The organism is Mucilaginibacter sp. (assembly GCF_035492695.1).
Lineage (GTDB): Bacteria > Bacteroidota > Bacteroidia > Sphingobacteriales > Sphingobacteriaceae > Mucilaginibacter.
The window spans coordinates 200863-217917 of sequence record NZ_DATJJC010000007.1; the positions used below are offsets into that span (position 1 = coordinate 200863).

The following is a 17055-nucleotide window of genomic DNA, read 5'->3' on the forward strand; positions in this document are numbered from 1 at the left end:
AAAGGAGAGGGGGAAAACTAAAAGGATTCAAACAAAAAAAGTAGAAGGTCCCTCTTCTTTGGAGAGGGATTTAGGGTGAGGCAAAATGCATAGCTATTTAAAAATACATAAAGATGATAACGTCCTCGTTGCCCTGCGCGACCTGGAGGCTGGTACCCTGGTAGATTTTGAGGGGCAAAGTTTCCCGCTGATCGACCCTGTTGCCGCCAAGCATAAATTTTCGCTAACCGATCTGCACCCTGACGACAGCATTTATATGTATGGCGTACTGGTCGGCAAAGCGACAACAGGTATTCCAAAAGGCGGACTGGTTTCCACCGAAAATATACACCACGCTTCCAGCGAATTCCATTTAGGTAAACGCAAACTGGACTGGCACAAACCCGATACTTCAAAATTTGAGGGGCGCACCTTTATGGGTTACCACCGTGCTGATGGTTCGGTTGGTACGGCTAATTACTGGCTGGTAATCCCCCTGGTGTTTTGCGAGAACCGCAACATACAGGTGATGAAAGAAGCATTGGTGGATAAGCTTGGCTACAAAAAAGCAAAAACTTACGAAAGCGAGGTTGACCAGTTGATGAGCCTTTACCAGGCAGGCAGATCGACACAGGAAATATTACAGGCTGATATGCAGGCCTCTGCCGAAAAAACAGCTAACAAACGACTGTTCAAAAATATCGACGGTATCAAATTCCTGACCCATGATTTGGGTTGCGGCGGTACCCAACAGGATTCGCAGGCTTTATGCGGTTTATTAGCGGGCTATATTACCCATCCCAACGTGGCTGGAGCAACCGTTTTAAGCCTGGGATGCCAGCATGCGCAGGGCCATATTTTGCAAACAGAAATAGCCAAACGCGACCCAAATTTCAGCAAGCCTATGGTGATACTGGAACAACAAAAAATGGGCACCGAGCGTAACCTTTTGCAGCACGCTCTTAAGCAAACCTTCACAGGTTTGATGGAAGCCAATCAAAACGAACGCCGGCCCGCACCGCTGTCAAAACTATGCATCGGCCTGGAATGTGGCGGTTCTGATGGATTTTCCGGGATATCTGCTAACCCGGCCCTGGGTTATGTGTCTGACATTTTAGTATCGATGGGTGGCTCCGTTATTCTATCCGAATTCCCGGAGTTATGCGGCGTTGAGCAGGAATTAAGCGACCGTTGCGTAGACGAAGATACCGCCAAACGCTTTATGGACCTGATGATAACCTACAACAAAAGGGCAGAGGAAGGCGGCTCCGGGTTTTATGCCAATCCATCATTCGGCAATATTAAAGACGGCTTGATAACCGACGCCATCAAATCTGCCGGCGCGGCAAAAAAGGGTGGAACATCACCGGTGACCGCTGTGCTGGATTACCCGGAAAAGGCGAACAAACCCGGCCTTAATTTACTGTGTACCCCCGGCAGCGATGTGGAAAGCACCACGGCCGAAGTAGGGTCCGGGGCGAATATTGTATTGTTCACCACCGGCCTCGGTACACCAACGGGTAACCCGGTTGCCCCCGTGATCAAGCTATCTACCAATTCGGTAATTTACAACCGCATGCCCGATATCATCGATATCAACTGCGGCACCATCATCGAAGGGACAGAAACTATTCCGCAGGCTGGCGAACGTATTTTAGAATATGTGATACAGGTAGCCAGCGGCGAAGTGCAGCCTAAGGCAGTACTGCTGGAACAGGATGATTTTATACCGTGGAAGAGGGGAGTATCTTTATAGGCCCCACCCAACCCTCTCCGGTAGGGAGGGCTTATAAATGTAAAACAAAGTCTCCCCTACCGGGGGAGATTTAGAGGGGGCTTATGTTTAGTCTACAAAATAAAACAGCCGTAATCACGGGCGGCGGCAGCGGCATCGGCAAAGCCATGGCTTTGCTTTTCGCAAAGCAGGGCGCTAATGTGCATATCGTCGAACTAGATGAAAAAGCGGCTACGGATACCGTAAAAGAGATCGGTGCTTCGGCATCCTACCATATTTGCAACGTCACTGATCAGGCGCAGGTGATCGATACTTTTAGTACCATTGGGCAGATCGATATTTTGATCAATAACGCCGGTATCGCCCACATCGGCAAAGCTGATACCACTAGCGAGGCCGACTTTGACCGGGTGATAAACGTTAACGTAAAAGGCGTGTACAATTGCCTGTTCGCCGCTATCCCTTTGATGAAGGCAAAAGGCGGCGGCGTGATATTGAATACTGCCTCCATTGCGGCAACCGTGGGTATTACAGACAGGTTTGCCTATTCGGCCAGCAAAGGCGCCATTTATACGATGACGCTATCCGTGGCTCGGGATTACCTGCACGACAATATTCGCTGCAATAGCATTTCCCCGGCGCGTGTGCATACGCCATTTGTGGATGGCTTTATAGCCAAAAATTATCCGGGACAAGAGCAGGAGATATTTGAAAAGCTATCGAAAAGTCAGCCGATAGGCCGCATGGGCACACCGGACGAGATCGCGTCGCTTGCGCTCTACTTGTGTTCGGATGAAGCTGCTTTCGTCACTGGCTGCGATTATGTGATCGACGGCGGATTTACACGACTTAACAATTGACCTATGAAAAGAAAACTTTTACTGATCGGTTTAGGGCTGGTGGCGACCATCGCTGCCAAAGCGCAGAACGAGGCCCTCGGGATGTTAAAATCTTACACACCAACGCAGGAAAATCTCGAATCGCGCAAGCAATTCCAGGATATGAAGTTTGGTATGTTTATCCACTGGGGTATTTACAGCGAACTGGGTGCGGGGGAATGGGTAATGCACGAACGTAAGATACCTTACGATAATTATAAGCGCCTTGCCAGCTTTTTCCGCCCGGAAGATTTTAATGCAAAAGAATGGGTTGCGATAGCAAAGGCTGCCGGGATGAAATACATCACCATCACTTCCCGCCATCATGATGGTTTCAGCATGTTCAAAACCAAAGCCAGTCCTTATAATATTGTGGATGCCACGCCATACCATAAGGATCCGCTGATGGAACTGGCCGAAGAATGCAAAAAGGAAGGCATTGAGCTGCATTTCTATTATTCTTTATTGGATTGGGGCCGACCTGATTACGCTTTCGGCAGCCCTATCGTCAATGGCAAACCCGTGGATGGAGATTGGGATAGCTACATCAACTTTATGAAAACGCAACTTACCGAATTGATCACCAATTATCCGGCAGTAAAAGGCATCTGGTTTGACGGCGAATGGGAGCGCCGCTCGGTTAACTGGCATTTTGATGAGATATATCCGTTGATACACAAGCTCAATTCTTCTATTCTCATCGGCAATAACCACCATTTAGCGCCGCTGACAGGCGAGGACTTCCAGATGTTTGAAAAGGATCTGCCTGGCGGTAATAGTACCGGCTTTAGTGGCGAATCGAAAGTTGGCGCACTGCCACTGGAAACCTGCGAGACCATTAACAACAGCTGGGGTTTTAACATTGCCGACCGTAGCTATAAATCGGTTAAACAGATTATCCATTACCTGGTGACCGACGCAGGCATGAACGCTAATTTCCTGCTGAACGTCGGGCCAATGCCGAACGGAAAAATTCAAAAGGAATTTGTAGACACCCTGGCCAAAGTAGGCGATTGGATGAAGAAGAATGGTGAAAGCATTTACGAAACCCGCGGTAATCTGATAGCGCCGCAGCAATGGGGCGTGGTAACTTCAAAAGGGAACACCATTTATGCACACGTATTAAATACACCTTCAGATGGCTACATTCTTATCCCGTCGCTTACCAAAAAAATCACTAAAATTACAGCGCTAAGTAACGGTGATCCGCTTAAATTTAAACAGCAGCCCGAAGGTGTTTTTGTATACACCAAAGGCCTGGCAACGGACCCGTACGATACGATTATTAAGATAACAACTAATTAAAAACCCAATAACCTCCATGTCATTTCGAACGAAGAGAGAAATCTTATACGACCTGCATAATACACCATGCCAGTTGTATAAGATTTCTCCTCCTGCCTCGTCGAAATGACATCATATTTTTACCCTATGAAACTGATCCGATACGGCGAAGCCGGCAAAGAGAAAACAGGCATTATCCACAACGACAAACGTTACGATACTTCCGCCTTTGGCGAAGACTATGACGAACGCTTTTTTGAAAATGATGGCTTTAACCGCCTGTCGGAATTTGTGAAAACCAGCAACCTGATGCAGGTAAGCGACGATGTGCGCCTCGGTTGCCCTTTGGGCCGCCCGTCAAAAATCGTTTGTATCGGCCTGAATTATATCGACCATGCCCGCGAAACTAACGCGACGCCTCCGGCTGAACCGGTGATCTTTATGAAATCGACCACGGCTATTGTTGGTCCGAATGATAATATTATGATCCCCAAAGATTCAGTAAAAACCGATTGGGAAGTAGAATTGGCAGTTGTTATTGGCAAAAAGGCAAGTTATGTAGACGAAGCCGAAGCGATGGACTACGTAGCAGGCTATGTATTGCATAACGACGTTTCCGAACGCGAATTCCAACTGGAGCGTAGCGGCACATGGGACAAGGGAAAGGGGTGTGACACGTTCGCGCCAATAGGTCCTTTTATGGCGACTGCCGATGAGATAGCTGATCCGCATAATATGCGCCTTTGGCTCAAGCTGAATGGCAAGGTAATGCAGGATGGCAATACATCGAATTTTATTTTCAATATTCCATTTTTGATAGCTTACACCAGTAAATTCATGACGCTGCTGCCAGGAGATATCATATCAACCGGCACCCCGGCAGGCGTTGGTTTAGGCATGAAACCGAATTTATACCTGAAACCCGGCGACGTGGTGGAATTAGGCGCCGACGGTTTGGGCATATCTGCACAAAAACTGGTGGCTTATGCAAAGGATTGACGCCCACCAGCATTTCTGGCAGTTCGACCCGGTACGGGATAGCTGGATAACCGAAGATATGTCGGTCATCCGGCGTGATTTTTTACCTGCCGATCTGAAGCCGATACTCGACCGGAATGAGATGGACGGCGCCGTACTGGTACAAACCTGCCAGGCCGAATCGGACAATCGGTTTATGCTGCAATTGGCGGAGGATAATGACTGGATAAAAGGTGTAGTAGGATGGGTCGACCTGCAGGCTTTGAACGTTGAAGACAGGCTTAAATATTATCGGGACAACCACCCGAAGATGAAAGGTTTCCGGCATGTTCTGCAGGCCGAACCAGACGAACAGTTTATGCTGAAGGATAGCTTTAAACGCGGAATAGGGTTACTACAGAAATATGGTTTCACCTACGATATTCTTATCTATCCGAACCATATTAAGTACGCCTCACAATTGGTGGCCGGATTTCCAAGCCAGAAATTTGTGGTCGATCACCTGGCAAAGCCGTATATTAAAGCGCAAATGATAGACGTGTGGAAGCGTGATATGGAGGAATTGGCTGCGCATCCGAACGTATATTGCAAAGTCTCCGGTATGCTGACCGAAGCTGACTGGTACGCCTGGAAAACCGAAGATTTTACACCTTATTTTGATGCGATTTTCAATGCATTCGGCACGCAGCGGCTAATGTACGGCTCCGACTGGCCGGTGTGTATGCTGGCTGGCGGTTATAACAGAGCCTTGGAAATATTACAGATATATTTATCCCGTTTTTCGCAACATGAACAGGATCTGTTCTTCGGCGGAAACGCGGTTAAGTTTTATAATTTGTAGAAAATAAAATAACCCTCTTTGCGCGAAGCGGAGAGAGGGTAGTCTAGCGAAGCAACGACCGGGTGAGTCAAATAGACGAACGGCTAGTCGACTCACCCCCTGCCCCTTTCTCCTTCGGAAAGAGGGAGCCTTTGAGAAAAAATAAAAAATAACCCTCTTTGCGCGAAGCGGAGAGAGGGTGGTCGAGCGAAGCAATGACCGGGTGAGTCAATAGCCGAGCTAAATAAACGCCTTACATAAGACCCCGTCGGGGTCAAACGTTGGTAGAAAAAAATTGAATAGATAACCCGTGCCGTAGGTACGGAACCTAATAAACAAAATACCATGGATCTGCAATTAAAAGATAAGGTGATCATCGTTAGCGGCGGCGCCAAAGGCATCGGCGAAGGTATTGTCAAAGTACTGGCAACAGAAGGCGCTATCCCGGTTATAATTGGTCGTAACGAGGACGATAATTTAAAGGTTGTTCGCGAGGTTGAAGCCGACGGCGGCCAGGCGTCACAATTTATAGCCGAACTGACTGTCCCGGACGAGTGTAAACAAGCCATCGACGCAGTGATAGAAAAATACGGCCGGATAGATGGCCTGGTGAACAATGCCGGTGTAAATGACGGCGTTGGGCTGGAAAAAGGCGACTATGAACGGTTCATAGCGTCCATCCATAAAAACCTGGTGCATTATTATCTGCTCGCACACCACGCCCTGCCCGAATTAAAGAAAAGCAAGGGCGCTATCGTCAATATCGGTTCCAAAACTGCGGAAACCGGACAGGGAAACACATCGGCTTACGCAGCTGCCAATGGCGGACGGAACGCCTTAACCCGCGAGTGGGCGGTTGAGCTTTTGCCTTACGGCATCAGGGTGAACGCCATCATCGTAGCCGAATGCTGGACACCATTGTATGAGAACTGGATAAAAACATTGCCCAACCCGGATGAAAAGTTAGAGTCCATCATTTCCAAAATACCGCTGGAACAACGCATGACCACCGCCGAAGAAATTGCCAATATGGCGGCTTTCCTGTTATCGGAAAAGTCAAGCCACACTACCGGCCAATTGATCCATGTGGATGGCGGGTACACGCATTTGGATAGGGCGATAAGTTAGAAAAAACATAATTTCTCTTCTATATTTAGGGAGAGATGTCAGCGAAGGAGACAGAGAGGGTATGAACAGCGATTTACCCCACCCAGCCTCCCCTGATTCCAGGGGAGGAGTTTTATGAATAACAATTTGTCTCCCTATATTTAGGGAGAGATGTCGAAGAAGGAGACAGAGAGGGTAGAAGGCTTGTGGCAGGTCGAACGCTAAAATATAAACTATGTCATCTCGAAACGTAGTGAGAGAACTTAAACGCCATGCACGACGCGTTGCACGTTCAAAAGGATTTTTTCGCTCGCACAGTCCTAACACGGACCGCTTAAGAGAAAGTTCTCCTCATCCCTCGTCGAAATAACAAATGGCAAGAATAATGAAAGAAAAAAAACTCCGCAGCGCCGAATGGTTTGGCCGCACAGGCAAGGATGGTTTTATCTATCGCTCATGGATGAAGAACCAGGGCATACCCGCGCATGAATTTAAGGGCAAACCTGTCATCGGTATCTGCAATACCTGGTCGGAACTGACGCCCTGCAACGCCCATTTCCGCGAGCTTGCCGAATCCGTTAAACACGGCATATATGAAGCTGGTGGTTTCCCGGTCGAGTTCCCGGTGATGTCCTTAGGCGAAACGCTGATCAAACCTACGGCCATGCTGTACCGCAACCTGGTGAGCATGGATGTGGAGGAATCCATTCGCGCTAACCCATTAGACGGGGTGGTATTGCTTTGCGGCTGTGATAAAACTACTCCGGCACTTATCATGGGCGCCTGCAGCGTGGATATCCCGACCATCGTGGTATCCGGCGGCGCTATGCTGACGGGCAAATATCACGGTCGCGATATTGCTACCTCGGACGTTTGGCGCTTTTCGGAAGCAGAACGCTCCGGGCGCATGAGTGAAGACGAAATGAACATTGCCGAAGCCTGCATGTCACGTTCCAGAGGACATTGCGCCGTAATGGGCACGGCTTCTACCATGGCCGTCATGGCCGAAGCTTTGGGGCTAACCCTTCCTGATAACGCCGCCATCCCAGCCGCCGACTCGCGCCGGAAAGTACTGGCGCATATGTCGGGCATGCGGATCGTGGATATGGTGAAGGAAGATTTGAAATTATCTGATGTACTTACCCGCCAGGCATTCGATAATGCCATCATTACCAACGCTGCTATCGGTGGGTCCACCAATTTTATTATTCACCTGCTGGCTATTGCGGGCCGTATAGGCGTGGAACTTTCTATCGATGATTTTAATACCAGCGCCCTTGGCATCCCATTGCTGGCAAACCTGCAGCCCTCGGGCAAATACTTTATGGAAGACCTGTACTATGCAGGTGGTATCCCTGCCGTGATGAAGGAACTGGATAAATTCCTCTATCGCGACACGATAACCGTCAACGGCAAACCGATGTCTGATAACTATAAAACTGCCGAATGCTACAATCGCGATGTGATAGCCTCTGTAGAGCGCCCAGTCAATCAATTGGCGGGTATCAGTGTGCTAAAAGGTAATATTTGCGAACATGGTGCGGTTATCAAACCATCGGCAGCTACACCGGGCTTGATGAAGCATACCGGCAGGGCAGTGGTGTTTGAAAATATAGATGACTATAAATCACGATTGGATGATCCCGACCTGGATATCGATGAAACTTGCGTAATGGTGCTTAAACATGTCGGCCCGAAAGGGTATCCTGGTATGCCGGAAGTAGGTAACATGAACATCCCTAAAAAGCTGTTGGAAAAAGGTGTGCACGATATGGTCCGCCTGTCCGATGGTCGCATGAGCGGCACCGGCTTTGGTACCGTTGTGCTGCACGTATCGCCCGAAGCATCAGCCGGCGGGACGATAGCCATATTAAAGGACGGTGACATGATCTCACTGGATGTTTTTAAAGGAACCCTCAATGTTGATCTTTCCGATACCGAGATAGCCGAACGCAAAAAGCAACTAACAGCACCAACCGATTGGGCTACCCGCGGATATGTTTATCTTTACCAGCAGCACGTGGAGCAGGCACACCTCGGTGCCGATCTCGACTTTTTAAAAGGCGGCAGCGGCAGCGAGATACATAAGGATTCGCATTAAAAGAAAATAAATAACAATGTCATCTCGATCCGCTGAATAGCGGAGAGAGAACTTATACGCCAGGCCTATACGCCAAGCATGGCGTATAAGATTTCTCCTCGTTCCTCGTCGAAATGACAAAATATTTAGGAGTCTATGGAAAACCAATTCATCAACCAAACAGCCATCATCACCGGCGCAGGGCAGGGCATAGGCTTTGAGATAGCCCGGCAGATAGCCATGCAGGGCGGCGCAGTATTATTGAATGATATCGATGCAGCTATGGCAACCCGCGCAGCGGCGGTTATCAGCGCGATGGGCGGCAAATGCCATCCTTTTCCCGGCGATGCTTCCGATGTTGATTTTATCCAGCAAATGGTAGATGAAGCGGTGCGGAAATTTGGCTTCGTTACTATCGTAATAGCCAATGCAGGCATTACATCCTACGGTGAATTCCTCGATTTTAAACCCGAAAACCTCAAAAGCGTTATCGATCTTAACCTGTTCGGCAGCTTTTTCCTGGCGCAAAAAGCAGCTATCCAGATAAAAAAGCAGGGCGGCGCCGGGAGTATTTTGCTAATGTCATCCGTAACCGGTCACCAGGCGCATAAAAACCTTGCCGCTTACGGCATGACCAAAGCCGCGCTCGAAATGCTTGCAAAAAGTTTGGTGCTCGAATTATCCCCATTAAATATTACCGTCAACGCCGTGGCCCCCGGCGCTACTGCTACGGAGCGCACCCTGGAGGACCAGGATTACGAAAAAACCTGGTCGCGCATTACCCCCATGGGCCGGCCCGGAACGGTAGAAGATGTAGCCAATGCGGTGCTGTTCCTTGTCTCCCCGCGTTCACGTCATATTACCGGTCAAACCATCATAGTAGACGGCGGCTGGGCGGCTACAAGCCCCTCGCCCTATTAAGACACGATTATAGGATTGAAAAGATAGATAGGATTACGCGGGCATCCATCCTGCACAATCTATAAAATCCCAAAATCGTGTCTTAGGCAACCCTCCCGCACCTTCCCCTCGTATTTGCTGTAACTGTTTGCGGCGTTTACTCTAATTATTTATAACCGGTGCGATTTTTATCAGGTGTATTAAACATACTTGATCAAAAAGAGCGGGCTCGTTTATTTCTGCTCGCCTTTTTGGATATTATCGTCAGCGCACTCGATATTGCTTTTCTTGCCTTTAGCGTATTGGTTATCAATTTCTATATTAAAAATGCCGGCCTGCCCCGCTTTTCATTCCTCCCAAAACAAATAGCCGATCAAAATTCTATTCTACTAATTAGTTTATTTTTTGTACTATTCGGTATAAAAAATATATTTGCTTATTGGATATCCACCCACCAGTTCAAATTTATTTATGCTGTAGCTTCAAGATTATCCAAAAGGAACATCTACAGGTATCTTCGCGACGATTATTTGAATTATATCAATATAGATTCCTCGCTTAATATCTACAAGATAAGCCACCAGCCTATCGAGTTCAGTACCTACATGCTCACTAACCTGCAGCAGGTGATATCGCAAAGCGTGCTTATACTTTTTAGTGTCGTGGCAATTCTTTGTTACAACGCCGTACTTTTCTTTCTTCTGTTACTGCTTCTAATACCCGCTGTAGCTATTATTGGCCTGGTACTTAAACAACGCCTGAAACGTTTGCGGCAAAATATCAAAAGAAGAAGCGCCGACACCCTAAAAAATCTGAAAGAGGCGCTTGCCGGGTATATCGAAAGCAATATTTATAACAAGGATGATTTTTTTGCCGATCGCTATTACACGCGGCAGGCGCAATTGAACAACGACATGCGCTTACAACAAACATTGCAGGGCCTTCCTTCGCGGCTGATCGAGATATTTGCCATTTTCGGCTTGTTTATTTTGATCGTTATTAACAGGTGGTTGGGGAGCAGTGCTGCTATCGATTTGCTAACCGTGGGCATATTTATGGCAGCGGCTTATAAGATCATACCCGGTGTAGTGAAAATATTGAACAGTGCCGGCCAAATGAAAACTTACGGGTTTATATTAAATGACCTGGCTTTGCATGGCGAAACCGAAAAAGACCGGATCAGCCCCCCGGCGGAAAACATTAGCTCCGTCGGTTTTGAAAAGATCCAATTTAAATATAACCACCAACCTGTATTAACCGGCGTTAGCGGCCAATTGCTGCCCGGCGACTTTGCCGGTATTTCCGCCGGGTCGGGGCGGGGTAAAACCACCCTGCTCAGCATTTTGCTTGGTTTTCTTGAACAGGAAGAGGGAACTGTCAGCGTCAACAACAGGATCGTAAGCGCGGAAGAACGGAAAGGATACAGGAGCCGTTTTGCATATATTAAACAACAACCGTTTTTAATTCACGATACACTCGCAAAAAACATCACGCTTGCTGACAATTATGATGAATTGAAGCTGGATGAAGTGATCGCCTTTTGCGGGTTAGACAGTATGTTGAGCTGTTATCCTGAAGGGATACATTTTCTCATCACCGAAAATGGTAAGAACTTAAGCGGGGGGCAAAGGCAGCGCATCATGCTGGCACGGGCCTTATATCACGGATTCGACTTCCTGATTTTGGATGAACCATTCGGTGAAATGGATCAACAATCGGAGAACTTAATTTTAGGAAAACTGCAAAGCCTTGCTAATCAGGGAAAAATAATTTTATTTATCACACACAATCAGGCGAGTTTATTGTTTTGTAACAAATTGATTACTATTGATGACTAAGCAGGATACCCTGGTGATCCTCAGCCCGGGTTTCCCCGAAAATGAGGCAGATAGTACTTGTATTCCTGCGCAACAGGTTTTCGTCCGAAACCTGAAAAAGAACTTTCCCGCGTTAAACATAGTCGTGCTTGCCTTTCAGTATCCCTTCGCTTCGTCGCGTTACCGGTGGTGGGGCGTAACGGTATTCTCCTTTGGCGGGAAAAACAGGGGAGGTGTATTTCGCCTGCTTGTTTGGATACGTGTTTGGCTAAAATTGAGGAAATTAAAACGTAAGCACCGCCTTGTCGGCTTACTTAGCTTCTGGATGGGCGAATGTACGCTGGTAGCGTCCCGTTTTGCCAGGTGGCACAAAGTGAAACATTTTAGCTGGGTACTTGGGCAGGACGCCAAGTTGTGGAACAAATATTTCGATCGCATTAAACCCCGGGCCGGATCGCTCATCGCGCTATCCGATTTCATCGCGGCTGAATTTAACAGGAATTACGATATTAAGCCAGCTCACGTTATACCGGTTGGTATCGACCCGGCAATGTTTAATTTGCCTGCGACTGAGCGGGATATAGATGTTTTAGGCGCGGGGTCGCTTATTCCTTTGAAGCAATATTTCCTGCTGGTAAATATCGTGGGCGTTTTGCGCGAAACACGTCCAGGTATTAAGGCGATCATTTGCGGCGATGGTCCGGAAATGGAATCGTTAAGAACGATGGTGAGAAACCTCGGCCTGGAAAGTAACGTAACCCTCATGGGCGAATTGGAACATAAGGATGTACTGGACATGATGGGGCGTGCAAAAATATTTGTACATACATCGGCCTATGAAGGCTTTGGCGTAGTTTGCCTTGAGGCGTTATACGCCGGCGCGCAAGTGGTAAGTTTTGTGAAACCCATGGATGCGGAGATCAGGAACTGGCATTTTGCTCACATGCAGGACGATATGCTAAAGATTGTAAAGGGTCTTCTGGATGATCCTGGTATCGACCATACTCCGGTAATACCTTATCTTGCAGATGATAGCAGTAAAGCTATAATGGACTTGTTTGGTTATAACGAGGCCGCTATTTGATGAATTTTAGAAGCGATAGCCCCGAAGGACAAAGTGGTTTTAAAATGATCGAGGGAAAGTTTTTGCTTTTCATCTAAATCTATTTCGGTCGTTTTCTTCAACACGGATAACAAAGCTTCTTCGTTTCCGGGTTCATACAACAAACCGCATTTGCCACGGTTGGTGATCATTCTGAAAGAAGCAATATCCGTAACTACAGGCATGCAACCGCACGACATAGCTTCGCACACCGCAGTTCCGCTGCCTTCATAATGCGACCCGGACAGGATCACATCAGCACTGTTAAACCAGTCTTGCAGCTCACAGTGAGGCAGTCGGCCCACTAAAACTACATTGTCCTTTTGCGGCGATGTATCCAACAAGTCCTTCAACTGCTCCAATAACTCTTCGGTGTGATAAAGCATGTATAAACGAGCCGAAGATTTAACTTTCGCAAAACGTAAAAAGGCTTTTACCACGGTAATAGGGTCTTTATTAGCATTCAGCCTGCCAACCCACAGGAAAATAGGCTCGCCGCTTGCCCCGGTACGCTTTCTTGCCAAATCCTTATTCGTTGGCAAAAATACAGACGATACTTCCATTACCTCGTATATTTTTGTTGCCGAAGAAATATTACCATTAACCACCCATTCGGCACCTAATTCATGCGAGGCAAACAGGTAAGCGTCGATGCAACGGTCCGCTAAGCGCTGCGCATATTTTTTAAGCCCTTTCATCGGTCTTTCGGCATGGTTCTGAACGATGATCTTTATCTTTTTTCCTGCCAGCAGTCGCAGTTGTATAACCTGTAGCGGGAATTGAAAGCTTTGTATTACAACTACTTCCGGATTTTGAGCCAGGATAAACTTGTTAAGCCTGATAGGGAACAGCAAACCGGCACGGGAGTACTGTTTAAAAATATAATTAACCCCGGCCTTTTCGTATTTGCCTTCGTACGCTATTTGTTCGATGCTTGTCACATCGTTTTTTTTAGCCAGGGCCTCCAGCATGCCGGTATAAATCCCGATGCGTTCTATCCATGCCCCCGGATCTGTAAATCCCCTGGTAGAAATGTAGCTGGCAAAGACAAATTTCATGTGCGAATGTAGCTCGTTTGGTTAGAAAATATCAATGTCGGCAAAGGTGAACTTTATTTTTTCGAGCGGTATGTGCGAACCCATATCTTTAAATAAGACATAGTAGGACGGGATAGCTTCATAGCGTTCTGCGAATAGCGAAGCAAGCTGTGTTTGATGGCTTGTATGAAACAGAATGCGTTGTACGCCGAGCCGGAAGGCGAGCTTATGCAACTCGTCCATCATGCTGTCAAACTCTATGGCATCACAGCTAATATCGCCTACAATAAGCCCGTTGCGTATTTTTATCCACAGCAAAGCATTTCCTATTTTAATTACGTGTGTTGGATGGTAGGCTTTGTATTTTAAATAATGGGCATTGCGGTTTACCCCGGCGAATCCATTTTTGATGACAGAGTTTTCGACACCGTTGACTGCCGCCAGGTAAGGTTTCAGCACACGGGCTTCATGACGCTTGTAAAACCTGCGTGTAAACGGGATTTTCTTTGCCAGCCTTTCTACTGGTATAAAACTTACCGGAATGATATAGCAATCCATCATTTCGGTCATTTGCAGCTTAAGTTTCACCAGGAAAGCATGGAGCGAGTTCTGGCTTGGGAACCCAAACACAAGCACTATACCTTCGTCGCGGCACAGGTCGAAGGTCAAATTGGCCAATTGAACAAACAGGTTTTTGAAACTATACCTTGGGTGCGTTATCGTATCAGCCGATTGGGCAGCCAAATGCAGCTCGTTACCGTACCGGATAAAACAAGGGACAACGCCGTAAAAAGAGATTGGAGCATGCTGCATATCATAAGCGATATACCCAATATGCTGAACACCGGTGTAGGCAGTATCATATTTTTTTTCATAGTACCCGGGTGCATGGTTTTTCCGGTAAACGGCCCTGTGTAGCAGGTCAAGGTCGGACAGGTTATTTTTGTTCAGCCTTTCGATCGTATATTCCCGTGCCTTGTTATTATCGCTCATGTCATGCGGCGGTTAGAATAGCGTGCACCCGGCTGATGAGCAGCGGCAATAGAACTATCGTCAAATATGTTTTTATTACAATGCTTTTGTGATCTTTTGACGATAACTGCCCGGGAGCTGGCAACACTGAATAACCATTTTTCTTAACCTCGCCGGCCGTTTCGCGAGTATAAACGGGACGGGGAAATGCGAGGCAATGTATCGTTTTATAAACTACCTTTTCCCGGAATTGTTTTGCCCGGCAACCGGTGTAAGTGGGCTTGTTCTCTCTGAAGGGGGCCAGCGGATACAAGTTCATCATCATCTCAGCTTTAACATCACCTGACGTTTCCTATAATAAAGATAATACATACTTGTCACTATTCCCAAAGTTATTGTCCCGCTTTTCATCCAGCTGTTTTTGATAGCAAGCGACATTTTCTTAGATAACCGGGAAGCTTACCCCGCGGTAAAATTCACTTATCCTGTGCATCAGTTGTGGTAAATTGCCCGAAACATACTTACATGCCGTTTTAATGTAAACGCGCCCATAATTATCCAGGTCTATACTTTTCAATTGGGTATAGAGGTCCTCATCAAAAAGGACGATATGTCCTTTGTGTACAACCATTAATATATCTTCCGGGTTCAGCATAAAAAATGCTTCGGTTGCTGATGCGCCTTTTCTTTCCCTTGCTACAACGATATCGGCGTCCCTTCCTTCCGCAATTTTCCCGGTCTGCAGTTTCCAGGTATTTGCCGCGTTAGTGGTAAGGGTTTCAAATAATTCAATATCTGTTAATTGTTTGGTGGCCTTTGCCTTGCGGATATGCTCCCACAGGTTCCAGTTACCCGTTAAGGTCGAATCCGTACCGAACATGATAGGTACATTCTCTTTCAACTGTGCCACGGGTGCTGTTTTACCAAGTAAAAAATAATTTGACTCGGGACACCAAACCAGGGCCTTTAACGATTGTGCCTGTTCCTCGTTCATCGCAACGCCGTGTATGCCAATAATGTCCCTTTTTAAAACATTGCGCCCGATTAGCTTGTCGATCTCTTTTGCAGACGCCTCATCAATACCTTCGCCGGTATGAATAGCTACCGGTAGATTCATTTTAAGCGGGTTGTTCAGCGATAGCCACCATTTTTTTTCAAATTGTACGGAATGTATGCACTGGCAATTCTCAAACACTGAAATGGGCCCTGCATGTTTTTTGATTTTTTTACCATGGTTTACCACGGTTGTAACACCGTTCAGCAAGTTTTTATAAATACCCCACTGTTCGCGCAAGCCAATTGGTACTTTCATCACCCGTTCTATCTTGTCCTTATAGGTTTTATGGATGTACCTTCCCCATTCCGTATAGTTTCTATAGGTTCGGTCGCCAAGCGCTGGGAAAAGGTTAAAATCCAGGTGGTCGTGCGAGTTGATCAATCCCGGAAAAACGATCGCATTTTTAAATTCCAGGTTGAACTCTCCCGGTACATGCCCCAGCGGCGAGGCCCAAATATTTGCGATCCGGCCGTCTGCTACCCGGATATTCACCGGGGCGCCTGTAATTGCCATTTTTAAATTATTCAGGATCATTACCCCGTTTCAAGTGAACGCCATAGATCACCGGGAACCCTTTAAATTGCTCATAAACAGGCAACGCATTTTGTTCGGCGTAATAGCTCCGGGTTGTTTCATCAATTTTGAATTCTTCCTCCTTCACTATATTAAATCCATTGCCCTGTAAAACATCCTTAATGGTTTCTACCGGGTATACATAGTTACGTACAGCCAGGCTCTTATTTTTATATCTGAATGTTCTTTTGCCACCAAAAGCGAGCATCTTGGGATGAAAATCGGTAATAACGATCTCCGCATCGGCTTTCAGTATCTCGCACCAACGGTTCAGGGCCCGCTCCAGGTTCCCGATGTGTGCTACGGTAAGAGTGGATAGAATAACATCAAACGGGGCATTGCGCGCCTCCATGAAGAGGTCGTCCGTGATCTTGTACGCGTACGCTGCCGGGTATTTTTCCTTTAGCCTGGCCAGCATGCCGTCCGACACGTCGAACCCGGTAAGCAGGGCCGGGTTTTTGGCTAATATTTTGTTCCAATGCCTCCCCGTACCGCAACCAATATCTGCGACATTCTTATTTTCCAGTTCAATCGATTTTAAGAGTTTGCTGAAAAGCACCTCGTCAAGGTCAAGCATCAGGTTGCCGGGCTGCCTGTCGTAATTTGCCGACCACAGATCGTATGCGTCTGCCGATTCTTTCTCCGGAACATCAGGCTTTAAAATGCGCCGGCTGATATAGTTTTTAATTGCGGGGATCAAGTGCTATTAGCTTATTATTTGGGTTACGGGTGCTTT

General features: G+C 47.1%; 14 protein-coding genes. 10 read left to right on the plus strand and 4 right to left on the minus strand.

Annotated elements, in window-relative coordinates; genetic code table 11:
• Nucleotides 1–85 precede the first annotated feature (85 nt).
• The 10 genes from VL525_RS05065 (at nucleotide 86) to VL525_RS05110 (ending at nucleotide 12662) form a co-directional block, all read left to right on the plus strand.
• On the plus strand, nucleotides 86–1735 hold the full coding sequence (locus VL525_RS05065) for an altronate dehydratase family protein (RefSeq protein ID WP_325384025.1): 1650 nt from the start codon (nucleotides 86–88) through the stop codon (nucleotides 1733–1735).
• An 83-nt stretch (nucleotides 1736–1818) separates the two neighbouring features.
• Nucleotides 1819–2574, plus strand: coding sequence for an SDR family oxidoreductase (locus VL525_RS05070; protein WP_325384027.1), 756 nt, complete (start codon nucleotides 1819–1821; stop codon nucleotides 2572–2574).
• A 3-nt stretch (nucleotides 2575–2577) separates the two neighbouring features.
• A complete protein-coding gene (locus tag VL525_RS05075) occupies nucleotides 2578–3897 on the plus strand; it encodes an alpha-L-fucosidase (protein ID WP_325384029.1) in 1320 nt (439 codons plus the stop codon).
• Between the two features lie 126 nt (nucleotides 3898–4023).
• Nucleotides 4024–4875 (plus strand): fumarylacetoacetate hydrolase family protein, encoded by an 852-nt coding sequence (locus VL525_RS05080; RefSeq protein WP_325384031.1) that lies wholly within the window; start codon nucleotides 4024–4026, stop codon nucleotides 4873–4875.
• Nucleotides 4862–5695, plus strand: a complete 834-nt coding sequence (locus tag VL525_RS05085) for an amidohydrolase family protein (protein WP_325384033.1) — start codon at nucleotides 4862–4864, stop codon at nucleotides 5693–5695. Before VL525_RS05080 ends, VL525_RS05085 begins: the two co-directional genes overlap by 14 nt.
• Nucleotides 5696–6019: 324 nt before the next feature.
• Nucleotides 6020–6802, plus strand: a complete 783-nt coding sequence (locus VL525_RS05090; RefSeq protein WP_325384035.1) for an SDR family oxidoreductase — start codon at nucleotides 6020–6022, stop codon at nucleotides 6800–6802.
• Nucleotides 6803–7166: 364 nt separating this feature from the next.
• Nucleotides 7167–8882, plus strand: coding sequence for an IlvD/Edd family dehydratase (locus tag VL525_RS05095; RefSeq protein ID WP_325384037.1), 1716 nt, complete (start codon nucleotides 7167–7169; stop codon nucleotides 8880–8882).
• A gap of 135 nt (nucleotides 8883–9017) precedes the next feature.
• On the plus strand, nucleotides 9018–9782 hold the full coding sequence (locus VL525_RS05100) for an SDR family oxidoreductase (protein ID WP_325384039.1): 765 nt from the start codon (nucleotides 9018–9020) through the stop codon (nucleotides 9780–9782).
• 158 nt (nucleotides 9783–9940) lie between these two features.
• Nucleotides 9941–11599, plus strand: coding sequence for an ABC transporter ATP-binding protein (locus VL525_RS05105; RefSeq protein WP_325384041.1), 1659 nt, complete (start codon nucleotides 9941–9943; stop codon nucleotides 11597–11599).
• Entirely contained in the window at nucleotides 11592–12662 is a 1071-nt protein-coding gene (locus VL525_RS05110; RefSeq protein ID WP_325384043.1) for a glycosyltransferase, read from the plus strand. Before VL525_RS05105 ends, VL525_RS05110 begins: the two co-directional genes overlap by 8 nt.
• Here the strand turns inward: VL525_RS05110 and VL525_RS05115 are convergent.
• The 4 genes from VL525_RS05115 to VL525_RS05130 all read right to left on the minus strand — a co-directional run bounded on the left by VL525_RS05115 (nucleotide 12641) and on the right by VL525_RS05130 (nucleotide 17019).
• Nucleotides 12641–13738 carry a glycosyltransferase family 4 protein gene (locus VL525_RS05115; protein WP_325384045.1) on the minus strand — a complete coding sequence of 366 codons (1098 nt, stop codon included), beginning with the start codon at nucleotides 13736–13738 and terminating at the stop codon, nucleotides 12641–12643. The genes VL525_RS05110 and VL525_RS05115 overlap by 22 nt on opposite strands.
• A gap of 21 nt (nucleotides 13739–13759) precedes the next feature.
• Entirely contained in the window at nucleotides 13760–14710 is a 951-nt protein-coding gene (locus VL525_RS05120) for a GNAT family N-acetyltransferase (protein WP_325384047.1), read from the minus strand.
• Nucleotides 14711–15131: 421 nt separating this feature from the next.
• Nucleotides 15132–16259, minus strand: coding sequence for an amidohydrolase family protein (locus tag VL525_RS05125; protein WP_325384049.1), 1128 nt, complete (start codon nucleotides 16257–16259; stop codon nucleotides 15132–15134).
• Between the two features lie 7 nt (nucleotides 16260–16266).
• Nucleotides 16267–17019, minus strand: a complete 753-nt coding sequence (locus VL525_RS05130) for a class I SAM-dependent methyltransferase (protein WP_325384051.1) — start codon at nucleotides 17017–17019, stop codon at nucleotides 16267–16269.
• Between the last annotated feature and the right edge of the window lie 36 nt (nucleotides 17020–17055).